Origin of the sequence: Penaeicola halotolerans, from assembly GCF_016464625.1 — a bacterium.
GTDB lineage: Bacteria > Bacteroidota > Bacteroidia > Cytophagales > Cyclobacteriaceae > Penaeicola > Penaeicola halotolerans.
Map to the genome: position 1 here is coordinate 615,645 of NZ_JAEAGO010000003.1, position 18,390 is coordinate 634,034.

At 40.1% G+C, this 18,390-nt stretch carries 21 protein-coding genes; 10 read left to right on the plus strand and 11 right to left on the minus strand.

The features are described 5' to 3' along the window. The gene (locus I5349_RS10315) at window positions 1-423 is read left to right on the plus strand and encodes a hypothetical protein (protein ID WP_226390678.1); all 423 of its coding nucleotides are present in this window, start codon (window positions 1-3) and stop codon (window positions 421-423) included. Between the two features lie 24 nt (window positions 424-447). On the opposite strand, the gene I5349_RS10320 is transcribed toward I5349_RS10315, so the two are convergent. Genes I5349_RS10320 through I5349_RS10330 form a run of 3 tightly spaced genes read right to left on the minus strand, consistent with a single transcriptional unit; the run spans window position 448 to window position 2,100 of the window. After that, window positions 448-924: a c-type cytochrome gene (locus I5349_RS10320; RefSeq protein ID WP_226390679.1), complete on the minus strand. Its 477-nt coding sequence runs from the start codon at window positions 922-924 to the stop codon at window positions 448-450. Beyond that, window positions 902-1,564: an SCO family protein gene (locus tag I5349_RS10325; RefSeq protein WP_226390680.1), complete on the minus strand. Its 663-nt coding sequence runs from the start codon at window positions 1,562-1,564 to the stop codon at window positions 902-904. Before I5349_RS10325 ends, I5349_RS10320 begins: the two co-directional genes overlap by 23 nt. Next, window positions 1,561-2,100 (minus strand): CopD family protein, encoded by a 540-nt coding sequence (locus I5349_RS10330; protein ID WP_226390681.1) that lies wholly within the window; start codon window positions 2,098-2,100, stop codon window positions 1,561-1,563. Before I5349_RS10330 ends, I5349_RS10325 begins: the two co-directional genes overlap by 4 nt. 57 nt (window positions 2,101-2,157) lie before the next feature. Between I5349_RS10330 and I5349_RS10335 the strand changes: the two genes are divergently transcribed. Together I5349_RS10335 and meaB are read left to right on the plus strand one after the other, a co-directional pair. Beyond that, window positions 2,158-2,559, plus strand: coding sequence for a hypothetical protein (locus tag I5349_RS10335; protein WP_226390682.1), 402 nt, complete (start codon window positions 2,158-2,160; stop codon window positions 2,557-2,559). Window positions 2,560-2,636: 77 nt separating this feature from the next. After that, complete coding sequence (gene meaB / locus I5349_RS10340; protein WP_226390683.1) at window positions 2,637-3,632, plus strand: methylmalonyl Co-A mutase-associated GTPase MeaB; 996 nt, start codon at window positions 2,637-2,639, stop codon at window positions 3,630-3,632. A gap of 50 nt (window positions 3,633-3,682) precedes the next feature. On the opposite strand, the gene rpsT is transcribed toward meaB, so the two are convergent. Next, entirely contained in the window at window positions 3,683-3,934 is a 252-nt protein-coding gene (gene rpsT / locus I5349_RS10345; RefSeq protein WP_226390684.1) for a 30S ribosomal protein S20, read from the minus strand. 150 nt (window positions 3,935-4,084) lie between these two features. Here rpsT and I5349_RS10350 point away from each other — a divergent pair, with 150 nt between their 5' ends. Next, a complete protein-coding gene (locus I5349_RS10350; protein ID WP_226390685.1) occupies window positions 4,085-5,119 on the plus strand; it encodes a zinc dependent phospholipase C family protein in 1,035 nt (344 codons plus the stop codon). Window positions 5,120-5,162: 43 nt separating this feature from the next. Here I5349_RS10350 and ettA read toward each other — a convergent pair whose 3' ends face one another. Next, a complete protein-coding gene (gene ettA, locus I5349_RS10355) occupies window positions 5,163-6,842 on the minus strand; it encodes an energy-dependent translational throttle protein EttA (protein ID WP_226390686.1) in 1,680 nt (559 codons plus the stop codon). A 123-nt stretch (window positions 6,843-6,965) separates the two neighbouring features. Between ettA and I5349_RS10360 the strand changes: the two genes are divergently transcribed. Both I5349_RS10360 and I5349_RS10365 read left to right on the plus strand, forming a co-directional pair. Continuing rightward, complete coding sequence (locus I5349_RS10360) at window positions 6,966-8,210, plus strand: DUF349 domain-containing protein (RefSeq protein ID WP_226390687.1); 1,245 nt, start codon at window positions 6,966-6,968, stop codon at window positions 8,208-8,210. Window positions 8,211-8,294: 84 nt separating this feature from the next. Further along, window positions 8,295-8,516: a DUF2795 domain-containing protein gene (locus I5349_RS10365; protein ID WP_226390688.1), complete on the plus strand. Its 222-nt coding sequence runs from the start codon at window positions 8,295-8,297 to the stop codon at window positions 8,514-8,516. A 29-nt stretch (window positions 8,517-8,545) separates the two neighbouring features. On the opposite strand, the gene I5349_RS10370 is transcribed toward I5349_RS10365, so the two are convergent. The 5 genes from I5349_RS10370 to queA all read right to left on the minus strand — a co-directional run bounded on the left by I5349_RS10370 (window position 8,546) and on the right by queA (window position 12,986). After that, window positions 8,546-9,280, minus strand: a complete 735-nt coding sequence (locus tag I5349_RS10370) for a LytR/AlgR family response regulator transcription factor (protein WP_226390689.1) — start codon at window positions 9,278-9,280, stop codon at window positions 8,546-8,548. Further along, window positions 9,273-10,316, minus strand: coding sequence for a sensor histidine kinase (locus I5349_RS10375; RefSeq protein WP_226390690.1), 1,044 nt, complete (start codon window positions 10,314-10,316; stop codon window positions 9,273-9,275). Before I5349_RS10375 ends, I5349_RS10370 begins: the two co-directional genes overlap by 8 nt. A 2-nt stretch (window positions 10,317-10,318) precedes the next feature. Continuing rightward, a complete protein-coding gene (locus I5349_RS10380) occupies window positions 10,319-11,050 on the minus strand; it encodes a LiaF transmembrane domain-containing protein (protein WP_226390691.1) in 732 nt (243 codons plus the stop codon). 132 nt (window positions 11,051-11,182) lie between these two features. Further along, window positions 11,183-11,857: a 2-C-methyl-D-erythritol 4-phosphate cytidylyltransferase gene (locus I5349_RS10385; protein ID WP_226390692.1), complete on the minus strand. Its 675-nt coding sequence runs from the start codon at window positions 11,855-11,857 to the stop codon at window positions 11,183-11,185. A gap of 76 nt (window positions 11,858-11,933) precedes the next feature. Continuing rightward, complete coding sequence (gene queA, locus I5349_RS10390) at window positions 11,934-12,986, minus strand: tRNA preQ1(34) S-adenosylmethionine ribosyltransferase-isomerase QueA (RefSeq protein WP_226390693.1); 1,053 nt, start codon at window positions 12,984-12,986, stop codon at window positions 11,934-11,936. Window positions 12,987-13,121: 135 nt separating this feature from the next. Here queA and I5349_RS10395 point away from each other — a divergent pair, with 135 nt between their 5' ends. After that, window positions 13,122-14,366 (plus strand): ABC transporter permease, encoded by a 1,245-nt coding sequence (locus tag I5349_RS10395; protein ID WP_226390694.1) that lies wholly within the window; start codon window positions 13,122-13,124, stop codon window positions 14,364-14,366. A gap of 75 nt (window positions 14,367-14,441) precedes the next feature. Here I5349_RS10395 and recA read toward each other — a convergent pair whose 3' ends face one another. Continuing rightward, complete coding sequence (gene recA, locus I5349_RS10400) at window positions 14,442-15,464, minus strand: recombinase RecA (RefSeq protein WP_226390695.1); 1,023 nt, start codon at window positions 15,462-15,464, stop codon at window positions 14,442-14,444. A 207-nt stretch (window positions 15,465-15,671) separates the two neighbouring features. Between recA and I5349_RS10405 the strand changes: the two genes are divergently transcribed. The 3 genes from I5349_RS10405 (at window position 15,672) to I5349_RS10415 (ending at window position 18,383) form a co-directional block, all read left to right on the plus strand. Then, window positions 15,672-16,487, plus strand: a complete 816-nt coding sequence (locus I5349_RS10405) for a DUF3108 domain-containing protein (RefSeq protein WP_226390696.1) — start codon at window positions 15,672-15,674, stop codon at window positions 16,485-16,487. A gap of 111 nt (window positions 16,488-16,598) precedes the next feature. Then, window positions 16,599-17,282 (plus strand): response regulator transcription factor, encoded by a 684-nt coding sequence (locus I5349_RS10410; RefSeq protein ID WP_226390697.1) that lies wholly within the window; start codon window positions 16,599-16,601, stop codon window positions 17,280-17,282. A 12-nt stretch (window positions 17,283-17,294) separates the two neighbouring features. Then, window positions 17,295-18,383: a sensor histidine kinase gene (locus I5349_RS10415; protein ID WP_226390698.1), complete on the plus strand. Its 1,089-nt coding sequence runs from the start codon at window positions 17,295-17,297 to the stop codon at window positions 18,381-18,383. Window positions 18,384-18,390: the final 7 nt, after the last annotated feature.

Here is an 18,390-nt window from a genome sequence, read left to right on the forward strand (position 1 = left end):
GTGAAAAAACTATTTACTGTATTTACTGTGGCCTTAATGATGGTCTCTTGTGGCCCTTCTACCGAAGAAATCATCGATACAAAAGAGCGTGAAGTCCTCAAAGCACATGACCTCACCATGCCTGAAATGGGTAAGATCAATGGCTACAAAAGAAAGGCTTTGGACAAGGCTGCTGAGTTAGACTCTCTGGGAGATCAGGATGCTGCTAATACTTACAGAGACATGGCACAAACACTTGAACAAGCCAATGAAGGCATGATGCAATGGATGAGACAATTCACCGTAAGGACTGAGCGAGCTGACTGGGAAACTGATGAGACACTAGATTATCTAGCAAAGCAAAAAGCATTCATAGACTCGGTGAATAATAATATCTATGAAGCGCTAGAGTTGGGTAAAAAAACTTTCGATACACAGGAATAAAAAAAGAGCTTTTAAGCTCTTTTTTTATGGACAGTCTCGCATGATATCTTCCACTTCCAATACATCTATCAGTCCCCGATCATTGCCCCAAGAATTATAAATGTAGGTGGCAATCATAGCGATATCTAAATTCTTCAGATTAGGATTTGATGGCATCGCTTGGTTATAGATGATTCCATTGACACGCATCTCACCTTTAAAGCCATTCTTAATTCCACAGATGCTTTCAGAAAAGTTTTCTTCCATGTAATCTGACCCTGCCAGTGGCGGAATCAACTTCCCTAAGCCAGAACCATCTTCCTGATGACAATTAGCACAGTACATCGTATATAGCTTTTGTCCTTCTCTATAGTATTGCTTCTCTTTGACAGACATCTCTCTCTTGGGGGCATAGTCTGGCACCTCTGCACTCTTCTGAGGACCGCAGGCCACAATCCCTAAATAGCTTATAATCACTATCGAGAGGATAATAGCAAGCTTATTTTTTGCTTTCAAACTCATAAAGTAGTTTTGGTATGTCTTTGATCAACTTATCTACTTGATTGGCTTCTGTGCCATCATAAATTCCTCTGATATGCCCATTGGGATCTACTAAGATAAAAGCTCCACTATGGATATATCCACCTGGCTCGTCTTTATCCTCTCCAGCAGTCACCATATAGCTTTGTTGCCCTATCTCATAGATATGCTCTTTGTCACCTGTGAGGAAGTGCCAAGTACTAGCATCATTGACGCCTAGTCTGAGTGCGTAGTCTTTGAGCAGGGCTACGGTATCATACTCAGGATCTATGGTATGCGAAAGGATTGCAAAATCATCCTGATCTTTAAATGCTTCATACACTCGGAGCATTTGAGTCTTCATCACAGGACAAATGGTAGGACATGAAGTGAAAAAGAAATCTGCTACATAGACCTTGCCTGATACATCAGCATTGGTAATGGACATACTATCCTGATTGACAAAATTAAAGTCCGCGATCTGATGATAAACAGTGTCTGTTTGAGTTTCTCCATTGACCACTTTTTCTACCACTTCTCTTCTACCCAAAATCGGAAGTTCTCCTTGACTACTTTCCTGAGCAGACTGACAGGCACTTAATCCAAGAGTGATCATTCCTACATACACAACTATTTTCCTCATGACTTTGACTCTCTTATTCTCTTATAAACTCTAATTGCTAACATGATCAGGATAGAAAACAACACTAAGCCTACCAATCCCCAGACCATGTCTAATGTACTCTGTAATACAATCAAAAAAACAATAGCTACTAGTAAAATGGTTGCAACCTCATTCCATATCCTCAACTGTGTAGAGGAATATCTAACCACCTCATTTTGTAGCTGCTTATATAATATATGACAGGCAAAATGATAGATATAAAGCAACAAGACGAAGCCTAGCTTGGCATGCATGAAGCCCATTTCTAAGTAGTAGCTTTTATAGTATAGTAGTGAAACACCCAAAATCAAGGTCAGGACTGCACTCGGCCAAGTAATCCCCAACCACAGTCTTTTGCTCATGATCTGGAACTGCTTGCTTAGGATACTGCGTTTGGGTTCTGAGTCTTCAAGTGCTTCGGTGTGATAAATAAAAAGTCGCACGATATAAAATAGTCCAGCGAACCACGTGACAATGAAGATAATATGTAAAGCCTTGATATAGTTGACTGCCATTTCGAAAGATTTTCTCAAATTTAAACAATCAAAAGCCAATAATAGATTCTAAAACAGATGAAAAATATCCGCTACACTATTTTATTTGGAATGATCGGCTTACTTTCATTTTATCTCCTCTATGTATCTCTCAGCCAACCAGGTGTAGCAGATCTCAAGACGCAATTTGAAGAAATCAGCCTCTACCGAAATGAAAACAATACAGGCCCTATCGTCAGAAAGTACATCATAGCGGTCAATGATAGCTTGTGGGCTGATTTAGAGGCCTATGCTGCGTTTCAACCGCACACTAAATATGGTACTACTGAGGTTTACTTTTTCTTGAAAGATCAAAAAATACCCAGTAAAGCGCTTGGGACATCCCCTCCATTTGCATCTGAATTTGAAGCATTTTGTATCGCAAAGTATAGTAAAAACAATATGAGTCAAACGAGCTTTGTGAAGTATCCATTTAGATAATGAAGGATATATCCGCTAGGTTCACTTGGCTAGATTGGATACATTATAGATATTTGGTCAAAGCAAAATAGCAAGCATTGAAAAGTCCTAAAAACAGACTCAGTTTAGCAACCTACAAAGAAGGTGTACTCAAGGGAGACAGAGTGATTCTCAGTAGAGCTATTACGCTTATCGAAAGTACGCTAGAAAGCGACCAAGCACTTGCTGATGAGCTGATTCGAGAGATTCTTCCATACACTGGCAAATCGATTCGCATAGGAATCACAGGTGTTCCAGGAGTTGGTAAAAGCACTTTTATAGAAAGCTTTGGTTCGCTCGTAACTTCTCATGGACACAAGCTTGCGGTCTTAGCTATAGATCCATCTAGCCAGCGCTCTGGTGGTAGCATCATGGGCGATAAGACCAGAATGGAGTTACTTTCCCATCATCCTAAGGCCTACATCAGACCCTCAGCTGCTGGCACTTCACTCGGTGGTGTCAGTGCTAAGACGAGAGAAGCCATGCTACTTTGCGAAGCTGCAGGACATGATGTCATCTTTATAGAAACAGTAGGAGTCGGTCAATCAGAGATCATGGTACGCGATATGGTGGACTTCTTTCTACTACTGATGCTCGCAGGTGCCGGAGATGAACTTCAAGGGATCAAAAAAGGTATCATAGAAATAGCAGATGCCATCGCTATCACTAAAGCTGACTCTGGCAATGAAGCACAGGCTAAGCGTGCTAAACTAGAATACAGTAACGCGCTGCACTTATTCCCGCTTGCGGAAAATGGCTGGACTCCACAAGTGAAAATCTGCTCAGCCCTTGAAAATAAAGGATTAGCAGAAATCTGGGATATGATTCAGTCCTACAAGATCCAGATGATAGAGCGCGGACATTTTGAGAAAAACAGAAAAGATCAAAGAGTACACTGGATGCATGAACATATCAAGCATCTACTAGGCTTGCATTTTTATCAAAATGAAAAAGTTAAAGCCCTCATCAAATCAATAGAAGAAAAAGTGGCAAAGGAAGAAGAATCTCCTATAGCCATGGCTAAAATGCTCCTTAACACTTACCATCAGGCATAAAAAAAGCCCTAACCTTTCGGATAGAGCTTGAGATATCTTATAGACAAAAATTATAAGCTGCTTACTAACTTAGCCAATTTAGACTTGTTGTTAGCTGCTTTGTTTTTGTGTATGATGTTCTTCTTTGCTAGTTTATCAAGCATAGAAGATACTTTTTTGAAAAGCTCCTGAGCTTCTACTTTGTCAGTAGTACCTCTTAACTTCTTCACAAAAGTTCTTGTCGTTTTAGCCTGATATCTATTTCTCAAACGCTTTGTTTCGTTAGCACGAATTCTTTTTAAAGCTGATTTGTGATTTGCCATATCTATCTATCTATTTACTATGATTTTCTACTCGATTTTGAGAATGCAAAGTTAAAACAAATAATATCAATCACAAAAAGAGAATGTAAAATAGACTAATTATTTTTCGTTAAGTGTGCCTTTAACATGCGAATCTTTTAAATTAAAGGTATGAAAAAGTGGACGCTCACCTTTTTACTATTGATCATCAGCATGCTTCAAGCTGGTTCTTGGGGATTTTTTGCTCATCAGCGCATCAATAGATTAGCGGTCTTTACTCTGCCAGAGGAGATGTTTCCATTCTTCAAAGCCAATATCCAATACATCACAGAAAATGCAGTCAATCCTGACAAAAGAAGGTACGCTGTCAAAGGAGAGGCCGAAAGACATTACCTAGATGCGGATGTCTATGGAGATAGTGCCGTGTATAAACTCCCTCGATACTGGCAAGAGGCTGTCGCACAATATTCTGAAGATACACTTCGTGCTTATGGTATCGTACCATGGCACATTTATTTAAATAAGTATCAGCTTACGGAAGCATTTAAGGCTAAGGATGCTAAAAATATTTTAAGACTGGCTGCAGATCTGGGACACTACATCGGAGATGCTAATGTCCCACTACATACGACAGAAAACTATAATGGACAGCTTACCAACCAATATGGCATCCATGCCTTTTGGGAGTCGCGACTGCCCGAGCTCTACTCGGATGATTATGACTATTTCGTAGGTCAGGCGGAGTATCTTGAACAAGCTCAACTCACTGCATGGGATGCTGTCATAGGCGCACACCAAGCTTTAGACTCAGTACTGAGATACGAACGCATCATCACTGAAAATTTTGATCCTTCTAAGAAGTATACGATCGAGGATCGCAATGGCATCAATGTCCGCACTTATTCAAAAAACTTCAGTGCTGCCTATCACACAGCACTTGCTGGTCAAGTGGAGCGACAAATGCGTAAATCCATCAAAATGATTGGGGACTTCTGGTACACTGCTTGGGTAGATGCTGGTCAGCCTGATTTATCAAACTTGATCGATGTGAAATTCAGTCCTGAAGAACTAGAGGAAATGCGAAAAGCAGCGGAAGAACTTCAAGAACTTAAGAAAAATATCCGAGAACACGATGGGGCTTCATTGATCAAAGATAGTCCTATGACGAGGGAAAAATTTCTTAGTCGCATGTGGCGAGGACAATAAAAAGGGGCTTATCAATCAAAATAAGCCCCTTTATCAATTCTAATTACTTCAAGTTTTTATACCTGATGCGTTTCGGCTCTACATCACCTAGACGCTTCTTTTTATTTTCCTCATAGTCTGAGAAGTTACCTTCAAACCAATAGACTTGAGACTCTCCTTCGAAAGCCAAGATATGCGTACAAATTCTATCCAAGAACCATCTATCGTGTGAGATAACTACGGCACAGCCTCCAAAATTCTCCAAGGCTTCTTCAAGTGCTCTAAGTGTATTGACATCAAGGTCGTTGGTAGGCTCATCGAGCAAGAGTAGGTTACCTCCTTCTTTGAGCGTCATCGCTAAGTGAACCCTGTTACGCTCACCACCTGATAGCACACCTACTTTTTTCTCTTGATCTCCACCTGAGAAATTAAACTTACTCACATAAGCCCTTGAGTTGACCTGCTTACCTCCCAACATCATCAGCTCATTGCCTCCTGAGATATTTTCAAATACTGACTTATTTGGATCTAAGTTATCATGCTCCTGATCGACATAAGCTAACTTAACAGTAGAACCCACCTCAAAGCTACCAGCATCAGGCTGTAGCTGACCCGTGATCATTTTAAAAAGCGTAGTCTTACCAGCACCATTTGGTCCGATCACTCCTACTATACCCGCAGGTGGAAGTGCAAAGCTCAAGTTTTCATAAAGCAACTTATCTCCAAAGGCTTTGGAAACATTGGTCGCCTCGATGACTTTATCACCCAATCTAGGCCCTGGTGGAATGAAGAGTTCAAGTTTAGACTCTTGTTCCTTTCCTCCTTCACTGACTAATTTATCATAAGCAGAAAGACGGGCCTTACCTTTAGCTTGACGCGCTTTAGGTGCCATCCTGATCCACTCAAGCTCTCGCTGCAATGTTTTCTGACGCTTACTTTCCGTCTTTTCTTCTTGCGCCATTCTATTTTGCTTCTGCTCTAGCCAGCTAGAGTAGTTGCCTTTCCATGGGATGCCCTCTCCTCTGTCAAGCTCTAAGATCCAGCCTGCTACATTGTCCAAGAAATATCTATCGTGCGTGACTGCGATGACAGTACCCTTATATTGCTGCAAGTGTTGCTCTAGCCAATGCACCGACTCTGCATCTAGGTGGTTGGTAGGCTCATCTAGTAAAAGTACATCTGGCTCCTGAAGCAGTAGTCTACAGAGGGCCACTCTTCTTTTTTCACCACCAGAAAGTGTCGCAATAGGCGTATCTCCATCTGGCGTTCTGAGAGCATCCATGGCTTTTTCAAGCATCGTATCTAACTCCCATGCATTGGCTGCATCAAGCTTTTCTTGAACCTCTCCCTGTCTAGTGATCAGCTTGTCCATCGCATCTGGATCCTCCATAAGTGCTGGATCCATAAATTTCTCATTGATTTCTTCAAACTCTCTCAGGAGCGATTTAGTCTCTGAAACAGCCTCTTCTACTACTTCTTTGACGGTCTTAGTAGGATCAAGCTTAGGCTCTTGCTCTAGCATGCCTACTGTATATCCAGGCGACCAGACTACTTCGCCTTGAAACTCCTTCTCAAAACCAGCAATGATCCTAAGCAAGCTACTTTTACCAGATCCATTGAGACCCAAGACACCAATCTTGGCTCCATAAAAAAATGACAAATAAATATCTTTTAATACTCTCTTTTGCGGAGGATATATCTTTGACACACCCGCCATAGAGAAAATAATCTTCTCGTTACTCATTAGCAATCCTTTTAGTTTTGGACAAATATGGCAAAAAATAAGCTATTATATGAATCTTCGGTATGAATTAATTAATTTGCAGGTTCTTATAAAATCTCACACTAACACCCATTTTTATAGCACATGGATCACCCTTACGGATACATCAAAGATGGTAAAGTTTACCAGAAAGGTTTCCTTGGCAGGGAAGATAGAATCATCGGGGAAGTCAAAGAAGATGAAGCTACTACACTGAAATATTTTGAAGACAAATTCGAAATCGCCAAAGAAAAAGTAGCGCAACTCAAGAGTGACATCGAAGAGAAGCAAAATAAAGGTTCCTATCTGATGAAATTGATTCATCTAAAGGACTCCCTAATGTCCTATGATGGACTGGGTGACTTTTTACCTTTGATCGCTGAGCTTGAGAAGTTGGAGATTTTCCTCAATGAAATCATCTCTAGCAATCGAGAGCGTAATCTTGAGATCAAAAAGTCATTGATCGAGGAGGCTGAGGCACTTCAGCATGATACTAATTGGCCTGAAGCAACTGAAGCTTTAAAGGAAATCAAAAATAAATGGATCAAAACTGGCCCAGTAGATCCTGCCCTAGAAGAAGAGATAGAAGCTGCTTTCAAACAGCCATTTGATATTTTCTTTGAAAATAAAAAGGCGTTTTACGAAAAGCTCCGTGTAGAAATGGAGGGAAATGTAAAATACTATGAAGATGTCGTCAGAAGGGCTGAAGAAGTCTTGAAAATGGATGATGCGGGTAAGGCTATGTATGCCTGCAAAGACTTGCTCAATGAATGGAAGTCTCTAGGAAAGATCCCAGCAGAATCTAGACAGCCACTTTGGGATAGGTTTACTAAGATCCACAACACGGTCTTTTGGAGATATAAAAAATCAAAAGAAGCTGCCATGCTTAACCCTCGTGAAGCCATGGAAAAAGCCAAAACACTAGTCGAGGATATCAAAAAATTGGCTGAAATACCTATCGCTTCAGATGAGATCGTCAGCTTGGTGAAAAGGGCTGAAACTGACTGGAAAAAAATTCAAGTAAAAAAGAGCCGAGATTTACAACTATTGTTTCGCGACTTCGTTTTTTTCGCTGACGTGATCAAAGAAAAGAACTTCTTAGACCGCATCAGTAGATCTAAAAATCCATCGTTTGATGACTTGAGCGCAGAGGAACAAAAGAAAATAAAGTCTTCACTTCTTAGAGATCTAATCTCAAGAGATGAGCGCGAATTAGACAAGATCAAAGACAACGCTGGAAACATTAGATCGCCTGAAGGAAGTTTTGCATTTGAAGTGAAAAAGAAAATCGGTGGGCAAGAGCGTAAAATCCGAATAAAAAATTACGTTCTGAAAGGATTAAACCGATAATATTCTTTAACATTTAATTGCAAATTCGAAGGATGTTTCTATTTTTGCACGCCATTTAAAAGGGTATTATAAATTTATCTGCCTATGTACTGGACATTAGAATTAGCATCATATTTAGAAGACGCCCCTTGGCCGGCTACTAAAGACGAGTTGATCGATTATGGGATTCGCTCAGGTGCACCACTAGAAGTAGTGGAAAACTTACAAGAACTAGAAGATGATGGTGAGCCATACGAAAATATCGAAGAGATATGGCCAGACTATCCTACTAAGGATGACTTCTTCTTCAACGAAGACGAGTATTAAATCAAATAGCCCTTCATGGGCTATTTTTTTTATATACCTAAGATGGCTTTCAGCTTGGGAAGTCCAGTCTTACTGACAGGGATCTTTTCGCCAGTTTTTAAGATGACTACATAGCTATCCTTTTCATAGGGCTCTATCTTCGTGATCTGATCTACACTGACTATATAGGAGCGATGTACCCTCACAAAGACATCATTTGGCAACACCTTTTCAAAATGGGTTAAAGTCTTATTTTTCAAAAATTTCCCTTCCCCCGTGTGTATATCTACATAATCATCATTGGCTCGGATGTATTTGACATCTTTGATCGGGATGATCTTGATCTCATTACGCACCTTGACTACCACCCTATGGGCTGATTCTGAATGTGTAAGCACTTCATCTTTTAACATCTCAGAGAGGTTACTAGACTCTTGTGTAGACTTAAATTTCTTGATCGCCTGCGCAAATCTATCTTCTGAAAAAGGCTTTAGAAGATAGTCTACGGCATGTGCATCAAAGGCCTTCATTGCATAATCATCAAATGCAGTTGTGAAAATCACTGAATGTTGTTCATCTAGTAGCTCAAGCAACTCAAAACCATTAAGCTTTGGCATCTGTACATCTAGAAAAATCAAATCTGGCTGGATTCGCTGAATAGCTTTAAGCCCCTCAAAGCCATTTTGACACGTTTGTACTACTTCAAAGTCAGCGTAATTCGATAAATACTCTTGAACTATGGTAGCGGCTAATGGCTCGTCATCGATGATGATTACTTTATACATAGGCTTGTGGTATGATGACTTTTACTTCAAATTCATTTTCATTTTGCTTGATCTCTATCAAATCATGTCGACCAAATAATAAATATAGCCTCCGTTTGACTGCTTCCAATCCAAATCCTGAACCACTGACTTGACCTGCCTTAGGGTCAAAAGGATTTTTGATTTCGATGATCAAGTTAGCTAGTTTTTTTCTCGCAATGACTTGAATAGTCACTTCTCCTAAAATAGCATACAAACTGTGCTTGACGGCATTTTCTAAGAGTGGTTGTATGAGTAATTGAGGTAATTGAAGTCCTAAGACAGCTTCCTCTACATCAAAAACGACCCTGAGTCTATGACCAAAGCGAACTTGCTCTATTTCAGTAAAAAGCTTTAAGTAGTCAACTTCTTCCGCTACGGATAACCACGCTCTATCATCCTTTCGGATAGTATTTCTTAGAAAATCTGAAAGCTGCAGTACCATTTTTCTAGCTTTGTCTGGATCAGATTTGACCAGCGCACTGATCGAGTTAAGACTATTAAATAAAAAGTGTGGCTGTAGCTGCTGCTTCAATCTAAACAGCTCAGCTTCTTTGGCCAATTGAGTGGTTTGCTCCTCTCTCTTTCTCACTTCTAGCTGGGCTTCTAGTCGCATTTGATATACTTGAAGTCCCATCAGTGCCGTCAAAATCAAAAAATAAATATATCCTCTAAGGAGCATAGTCTCTTGCCAAAAAGTCATGTATTCATGGTCTGCATCAAATATCAGTTGAGAGATCAATTGCTGCAAAAAGGCACAAAAAACACTCAATCCCAGCGGAAAAAGAATACTGACTGTCCAATTGCGATGCGTTGGTGTAAAAAAATTAAAAATCTTCTCTAAAATAAAGGCTCCCAAAGCCAAAATCAACAGAGAAATAACAGCATCCAATGCCCCAACCTCTAGTGTCAATCCATAGCTCAACAATAAATAAGCAGCAGCCATGACCCAAAGTAGGGCCATAGCTGCTAGCAAAATGCTACTGACTTTCTTTTGTTGAAAAAGCGCTGTAAGCACGGTTAGTATGATTTGATATCTAGTCCACCAAATGTAATAGATCCATGTATATGCAACACCTTAGTAGGATCCTGTCCTGCTTGAGGATACATTCTTTTATCTTCTACACCTGCAAAAATACTCGAAGCGTGTACCTGCACATCCCAGTGAGGAGGCAGGATCAACTTCACCCCACCAAATACAACATCTACATAAAGTAGTGCATTTGGCGCTAAATCAGCTTGTGAAAGGTCGATGTCTGTCCCACCAAAAATAGTAGTAATCCGCCCTCCCTTAAATTGCTTGGAAAGTACTTTTCGTTGAATCCCCGTAAATATCGCTTCTGCATTGACCATATCAGCACCATCTACAGCAGGATCATAGCTTTCATCAAATACCTTTCTAGCTGCATTCATACTTTGAACCTGTCTCCTATTTCTCAAGATAAAAAATGCTCCCAATAAAATCAGTGCTCCTGGTACAAAAAACTGTTCTGTGCCTGCTGGGAAGCCTACGTTCTTTTTGATGAAAAAGAACAAGCCAAAAAGTAAGAAAGCCAATCCTGATCCACTCTTAAACTGAGTTTTGACTAAGCTGACCACCCCAATGCCTATAAATGTCAATGGCCACCATGACTTGAGTGTGGGAAATACAATCCCAAAAAAGTCAAACTGTCTGAGTAGTAAAAATACCCCAATGCCTAATAGGATAAATCCTAGTGTGATGTTGTTTGTGTTGTTTTGTTTGCTTGACATGACGAATTTGTTTTAATGTTTTAAAAATCTGATGAAACAAAACTACCGAGAAACGCTCGCTACCCTCAGAGCAAAAAGGTCGGCAATCGAAAAAACTAGGTGAATAGCCGATAAAAATCGGTGAATGATGCGCTACTTTTTTGACCGAAGTATGTGATCGGCAAAGATCAGATCTTCTGGAGTCGTGATTTTGATATTGTCATAGCTGCCCTCAGTCAGAAAGATGGTTCCTCCCGCACTTTCGTACACACTAGCATCATCTGTAAAAAGAGGGCTCTCCTTTTGTTCAAAAGCCTTTTTGATCAAATCCAATCGAAAAGTCTGCGGAGTCTGTACCAGTCGATATTTTGCTCGATCTACTGAGGAACTACTCGACTCCTTCACTACTCTGATGGAGTCCTTTGGTAATACCACCGCTACAGCACTTCCATGAATTGCTGCTTGCTCATATGTTTGCTGAATCGTATGAGAAGAAACAAAAGGTCTCACTCCATCATGGATAGCTACTAAGCCTTCACTGCCTTTGATCGCTTGCAAACCATTATAGACAGACTGAAACCTAGACGCTCCGCCAGCTACTAATAAATGTTTTACCTCAAACTCATACTGCTTACATAGTTTTTTCCAATAGTCAAAATCCAGCTCTGGAATCACCAAAATCAAAGTGATCTCAGCATCAAATCTCTCAAAAGCCAAAAGTGTATGCATCAAAACTGGCATCCCTCCTATCTCCAAATATTGCTTGGCAACTGGCGCACCCATGCGTGTACCGCTTCCTCCAGCTACTATGATCGCGTATTTTTTCACAGGCTTATTTGCATAAAAAAAGTTTCAGTAAAACTAATCACTGAAACTTTTAATCATACATATTTTTCAAAATAGATTAGAGGATCAACATCGCATCTCCATAGCTAAAGAACTTATATTTTTCCTTGATCGCTATCTTGTATGCCTTCATGAGCAAGTCATAACCCGCAAATGAAGCTGCGTTCATCAGAAGGATAGATTCCGGCAGGTGAAAATTAGTGATCAATGCATTCGCTATTTTAAATTCTGCTGGCGGAATCAAAAACTTGTCCGTCCATCCTTCGCTAGCTTTGAGCATATTATTGGCAGTGACAGAGGATTCTAGCGTTTTCAATACGGTAGTCCCTACTGCACAGACTCTCTTTTTATTTTCTATGGCTCTATTGACTAGATCTACAGTAGGCTGTAAGATCTGATAGTTTTCGGAGTCCATCTTATGCTTAGTCAGATCTTCTACCTCTACTTGACGAAAAGTCCCCAATCCTATATGGAGCGTAATCGGACTTACGTCCACCCCTTTGATTTCTAGCCTTTTGAGTAGTTGCTTAGTAAAGTGCATCCCCGCTGTCGGTGCAGCCACTGCTCCTACATTTTCAGCATAGACTGTCTGATAGCGCTCTCTGTCGGCTTCTACTGCATCTCTTTTATCTTTGATGACTGTAGGGAGGGGTGTTTCGCCCAGCGTATCTACCATTTTATAAAACTCTTCATTAGAGCCATCAAACAAAAATCTGATCGTACGCCCTCTAGAAGTAGTATTATCTATGACTTCGGCTACTAATTCACCATCTCCAAAGTAAAGCTTATTGCCTACTCTGATTTTTCGAGCAGGATCTACTAGTACGTCCCAGAGTTTATATTCTGCATTGAGTTCTCTTAATAAAAAAACTTCGATTTTAGCACCCGTCTTCTCTTTATTACCGTACATTCTAGCGGGGAATACTTTGGTGTCATTGACTACAAAGACGTCTCCATCATCAAAATAATTAAGTATATCTTTGAAAGCTAAATGCTCTATCTCGCCAGAATCCCTGTGAACGACCATCAAGCGTGATTCGTCCCTATTTTCTGCCGGATGTAAAGAAATTAAGCCTTGTGGAAGATCGAATTTGAAATCAGATAATTTCATATGTATGTTTAAGGAGTTTATTAGAATAATTCTCTAACTTTATACACAAACTTATTGTTAGAAAAACTGCAAAGTTAATAAATTACAAATCAAATAGATAGACTTTTTTCATATAATCCCTAAATCCATTTTGTTGTGCTAGTTATCCGTCTAATCCTCGAAAGTTTCCGTTTTGCATGGTCAGCCCTTAGTGGCAATATCCTGCGAACCATCCTATCGTTACTTGGTGTGACCATAGGTATTTTTGCTATCATTGCGGTGTTTACCTTGGTAGACTCCTTAGAAAAAAACATCAAGAGTAGCTTTTCATTTCTGGGGTCTAATATTATCAGAGTCGACAGATTTCCATTTGTAGGCGAGCCTAACTTCCCTTGGTGGAAATATTTTCAAAGACCTGCTGGCAGCTATGAAGAATATGAGTTTCTCAGAGATCGAGTCAAATCTGCAGAGGCTGTTACCATATCTGCCTCAAGGAGTATTTTGATCAAAAGAGAAAGTAACTCTATCTCAGGAGTGAATCTCACAGGCATCCTCTTCGCGCACAAAGATGTCTTTGAAGTGCCTATAGAGAAAGGGCGCTACTTCACACAGCAAGAAATTAACAATGCTAGAAACACCACGATCATCGGTGCCAATATTGCTGAAACGCTCTTTCCATTTCAAGATCCACTAGGCAAAGAGATTAAAATCAGGGGGATGAAATATACCGTGATCGGTGTGATGAAAAAAGAAGGTGAAAGTTTCTTTGGAATTTCAAGCAATGATGACAATTGCTACATCCCATATAAAAGCTTCACGAAGTCATTTTTCGTAGGAGGGAGATTTGGTATAGAACCTACCATCGCGATCAAAGGACTCGAAAGCGATATCGGTCTGATCGAATTAGAGTATGAGATGGAGGGACTTCTCAGAACCAAACGTGGACTTAAGCCTACAGAAGACAATAACTTTGAACTCAATAGACCTGAAGCCATAGCCAATGCTATCGGGTCCGTCTTTGATGTGATCGGTATCGCTGGATGGGTGATTGGTGGATTCTCCATACTCGTTGGTGGATTTGGTATCGCGAATATCATGTTTGTCTCTGTCAAAGAAAGAACTAGCATCATCGGTATCCAAAAATCACTTGGTGCTAAAAACTACTTTATATTATTTCAATTCCTATTTGAAGCAGTTTTCTTGAGTCTGATTGGTGGATTGATGGGTTTAGGCCTAGTCTTTTTACTGACTCTTGTTCCTCTTGGTACGCTAGAAGTTACTCTCAGTATAGGCAATATAGTCCTTGGCATAGGCATTTCTACAGTGATCGGTTTGGCATCAGGTATCATTCCTGCGGCTGTAGCAGCTCGACTAGATCCAGTACTTGCAATCAGAAGCTAAATCATAATATCATACATCAATAAAAAAGGAGCTTCTCACAAAGCTCCTTTTTTAATTCTATCATTATATCTATAATCACTCTTCTACTGAAGCAGACACTTTGATCAAGCCAGACTTGTCTTTAATCTGCTTCTCTAACTCTTCCATCAGCTCTGGATTATCTAGCAGAAGTGACTTGACCGCATCTCTACCTTGTCCAAGCTTATTTTCTTTATACGAAAACCAAGAGCCAGCTTTTTTAATGATATCAAACTCAACACCTAAGTCTATGATCTCCCCTACTTTAGAGATTCCCTCACCATACATGATGTCAAACTCTACCACTTTGAAAGGTGGAGCAACTTTGTTTTTCACCACTTTGACGCGTGTTCTATTACCTAGGATATTATCAGCGCCTTCTTTGATTTGACCGATTCTTCTGATATCTAGTCTGACTGAGGCGTAAAACTTCAGGGCATTACCACCTGTAGTCGTCTCTGGATTACCGAACATCACTCCGATCTTCTCTCTAAGTTGATTAATGAAAATACATGCACAACCCGTCTTGTTGATCGCGCCAGTTAGCTTTCTGAGTGCCTGAGACATTAGTCTTGCTTGAAGACCCATTTTGCTATCTCCCATCTCGCCTTCTAGTTCTCCCTTTGGCACGAGGGCTGCTACTGAATCTATCACGATGATGTCAATAGCCCCCGATCTGATAAGGTGCTCAGCGATCTCAAGTGCTTGCTCTCCATTATCAGGCTGAGAGATCAGGAGATTTTCAGTATCTATTCCTAGCTTCTCCGCATAGGTTTTATCAAAAGCATGCTCAGCATCGATAAAAGCTGCTAAACCACCTTTCTTCTGAGCTTCTGCTATGCAGTGCATGGTCAGAGTAGTTTTACCTGATGATTCTGGACCGTAGATCTCTATGACTCTCCCTCTTGGCACACCACCAATCCCCAATGCCATATCCAGCCCAAGCGACCCTGTCGAAATAGCTGGCACATCCAACACTTTATTGTCACTCAACTTCATTACAGTCCCCTTACCATAGGCTTTTTCGAGCTTATCTATGGTGAGCTGCAATGCCTTTAATTTTTCGGAATTTCCACTCATTATATAGTCATTTGTTAGATTGCAAAAATACTTTTTGTGAAAGTACGTAGAAGCGCCTAAATAATCAAATACACAGAATCCAATAAAAGGGCTCAATGAAACGTGAATTCAGAAAAAAATTAATAGTTTAGCAACAAAAGCAAATTGATTATCAATACATATGGTATGAATTTTGGGTTGTTCATCACAACCAGTTTTAAAGGGGATATGATTAAAATTGCGCGATACTTTTTCGGACTATTATTGATCTCATCTTTTACGTTTGTAAAAGAAAATGAGGGTTCTTTCAATAAAAACATGGCTTTTTCAGAAGGAGAAGTCCTGACTTATCGTGTCATGGTCGGCTGGCTCAATGCTGCGGATGCTCGCATGGAAATCAGCCCAGAAATTCATACTATCAATAACAGACCTGCCTATAAAATTGATGTTTATGGAAAGACACTTAGTGTCTTTGATTTTTTCACAAAAGTGAGAGATCACTGGGGCACCTATGTAGATACTGCTACGATGCTTCCTCATAGATCATATAGATACATAGAAGAAGGTCGATACAGAAAAAATGAGATCGTAGATTTTGATAGAAAAAACAAGGTAGCCATCGTCTCTAAACTGGACAAACAAACAAAGGCTCTGAGAGAAAAGAAGACGTATCCTATAGATCCTAATATGCAAGACATCGTGAGCGGATACTATTACTTACGTACTTTAGAATTTAAAAATAGGAAGGCAGGAGAAGTCATTAAGATCAAGGGCTTCTTCAATGAGGAAGAATATAACCTTGAAATGATTTTTGAAGGAAGAGAAAGCCTAAAGACTAATATAGGAGACATACAGACACTTGTATTTTCACCAATTCTGCCGAAAAACAAACTTTTTGACGGGGAAAAACCTATCAAAATCTGGCTATCTGATGACCTCAACAAAATTCCCCTCAAAATCAAAGCAAAAATGTTTGTAGGCTCGATAGACATCGATATCAAATCAGCCACAGGTCTAAGAAATGGCCTCGACCTTACGTTTTGATTGTTTCCCAATTTTAATTGTCTATTTGCCAAATATTTTTTGGTAATGGTGTGATTTATACGCTTTCATTTCTTTATTTTAGCACTAAAATTAACCATTAACCAAGTAATTATGAGTGACAAGCCAAAAATCAAGGTGCTTGTAGTAGATGACGAGCAAGATATAGTCGATCTACTCAAGTATAACCTTGAGAAAGAAGGGTATGAGGTCGCTACTGCAAATGACGGTATCAAAGCAGTCAAAGTAGCCGCCAAATTCATCCCCGATGTCATCCTACTAGACATCATGATGCCCCACCAAGACGGTGTGGAAACCTGCCGCCAGATCAGGGAAATTCCAGAAACCAAAAAAGCATTTGTTATTTTCCTCACCGCTCGATCAGAAGAATACTCTGAAGTAGCTGCCTTTGACGTAGGAGCTGATGACTACATCACTAAGCCTATCAAGCCAAGGGCACTGATGAGCAGAATCTCAGCACTCTTTAGAAGAGAATCTAAAAAGGAGCAAGAAAACGTACAAGTTCGCATCAAAGACTTGATCATAGATAAGACGAGCTATACCATAGATAAAAACGGAAAAATTCTCACCCTGCCAAAAAAAGAGTTTGAACTGCTGTATTTCTTGGCAAAAAACCCTAATATGGTATTCAGTAGAGATGAGCTGCTTCAAAATATCTGGGGCGCTGACGTCTTCGTCCTAGCGCGTACGGTAGATGTGCACATCCGAAAAGTCCGTGAAAAGATAGGCGAAGACTATATCACTACTGTAAAAGGTGTAGGATATAAATTTGATTAAAATACCATCAACATGCCGTTACGTTCGAGAGGAATAGCACTTCTACTAGCTTTTGCCATTGCAGGACTTTCAGTAGCTTTTCTCTCGCTCGTAGAGGGCGTGACAGGATTTCAACTTTTCGTAGGAGCTGTCATCCCATTTTCTGTTTCCTATCTTCTGATTTACATCACTTTTGAATTTCTCATCTTTAGAGAGATCAATAAGCTTTACAATGTCTTTGAAAAGCTCCAAAAAAAAGATTTGACTTTTTTGGATAAAAAGCCTAGCAAGGGATCTTTTCACCCACTGAAAAGGATCAACGATGAAATCTACATCTATGCTACTGACCGACAGCGAGAAATCGATGAACTACAGAAGCTAGCTGCTTTTAGGAGAGAATTTATCGCAGATATCTCTCACGAACTCAAAACACCGATATTTTCTGCCCAGGGATACGTCCATACTTTACTAGACGGAGCCATAGATGACAAGGCCGTGAGAATGAAGTTTCTCAAGCGCGCTGCCAAAAGTTTGAACGCTTTGGACAAGCTCGTACATGACCTGCTCACCCTGTCTCAAATGGAAAATGGATCTATAAGATTCCATTACGAGGACTTTGACCTCCTAGAGATCATTCCTGAGGTATTTGAGCAATTGGAACACAAAGCAGAAAGAAGGGAAATCAGCCTTCAGCTTATCAAAAAATCAGATAAACCTTATATGGTTCATGCTGACAAAGACAAGATTTTCAGGGTCATCCAAAATCTAATTTCTAACTCTATCAAATACAATAAAGATGGAGGAATCGTAGAACTTCAACTGGATAGAAATAAGTCGGACATCACGATCTCCGTCCGAGACAATGGCAAAGGGATCCCTGCTGATGATATCAAGCGGATCTTTGAGAGATTTTATCGAGTGGATAAAAGCCGTAGCAAGGAAAAAGGCGGCACTGGCTTAGGACTAGCAATCGTCAAGCATATCTTAGAAGCTCACCAAACCAAAATCACCGTGACCTCATCTGTAGGTAAAGGTTCTGTATTTAGCTTCAAATTACAGAAAGCTGTCAATCCTGTGGCCACAATAGAAGAGCCTACCGAGAAAATCAACTCCATGGATTAGTTGCTTG

What these genes read in the sequence shown, in the direction of transcription:
- I5349_RS10405 (WP_226390696.1), top strand. Translation starts at nt 15,672, where the DNA reads ATGATTAAAATTGCGCGATACTTTTTCGGACTATTATTGATCTCATCT.
- I5349_RS10370 (WP_226390689.1), bottom strand. Translation starts at nt 9,280, where the DNA reads ATGTATAAAGTAATCATCATCGATGACGAGCCATTAGCCGCTACCATA.
- I5349_RS10380 (WP_226390691.1), bottom strand. Translation starts at nt 11,050, where the DNA reads ATGTCAAGCAAACAAAACAACACAAACAACATCACACTAGGATTTATC.
- I5349_RS10410 (WP_226390697.1), top strand. Translation starts at nt 16,599, where the DNA reads ATGAGTGACAAGCCAAAAATCAAGGTGCTTGTAGTAGATGACGAGCAA.
- ettA (WP_226390686.1), bottom strand. Translation starts at nt 6,842, where the DNA reads ATGAGTAACGAGAAGATTATTTTCTCTATGGCGGGTGTGTCAAAGATA.
- I5349_RS10365 (WP_226390688.1), top strand. Translation starts at nt 8,295, where the DNA reads ATGTACTGGACATTAGAATTAGCATCATATTTAGAAGACGCCCCTTGG.
- I5349_RS10415 (WP_226390698.1), top strand. Translation starts at nt 17,295, where the DNA reads ATGCCGTTACGTTCGAGAGGAATAGCACTTCTACTAGCTTTTGCCATT.
- recA (WP_226390695.1), bottom strand. Translation starts at nt 15,464, where the DNA reads ATGAGTGGAAATTCCGAAAAATTAAAGGCATTGCAGCTCACCATAGAT.
- I5349_RS10350 (WP_226390685.1), top strand. Translation starts at nt 4,085, where the DNA reads ATGAAAAAGTGGACGCTCACCTTTTTACTATTGATCATCAGCATGCTT.
- queA (WP_226390693.1), bottom strand. Translation starts at nt 12,986, where the DNA reads ATGAAATTATCTGATTTCAAATTCGATCTTCCACAAGGCTTAATTTCT.
- I5349_RS10325 (WP_226390680.1), bottom strand. Translation starts at nt 1,564, where the DNA reads ATGAGGAAAATAGTTGTGTATGTAGGAATGATCACTCTTGGATTAAGT.
- I5349_RS10320 (WP_226390679.1), bottom strand. Translation starts at nt 924, where the DNA reads ATGAGTTTGAAAGCAAAAAATAAGCTTGCTATTATCCTCTCGATAGTG.
- I5349_RS10335 (WP_226390682.1), top strand. Translation starts at nt 2,158, where the DNA reads ATGAAAAATATCCGCTACACTATTTTATTTGGAATGATCGGCTTACTT.
- I5349_RS10360 (WP_226390687.1), top strand. Translation starts at nt 6,966, where the DNA reads ATGGATCACCCTTACGGATACATCAAAGATGGTAAAGTTTACCAGAAA.
- I5349_RS10330 (WP_226390681.1), bottom strand. Translation starts at nt 2,100, where the DNA reads ATGGCAGTCAACTATATCAAGGCTTTACATATTATCTTCATTGTCACG.
- rpsT (WP_226390684.1), bottom strand. Translation starts at nt 3,934, where the DNA reads ATGGCAAATCACAAATCAGCTTTAAAAAGAATTCGTGCTAACGAAACA.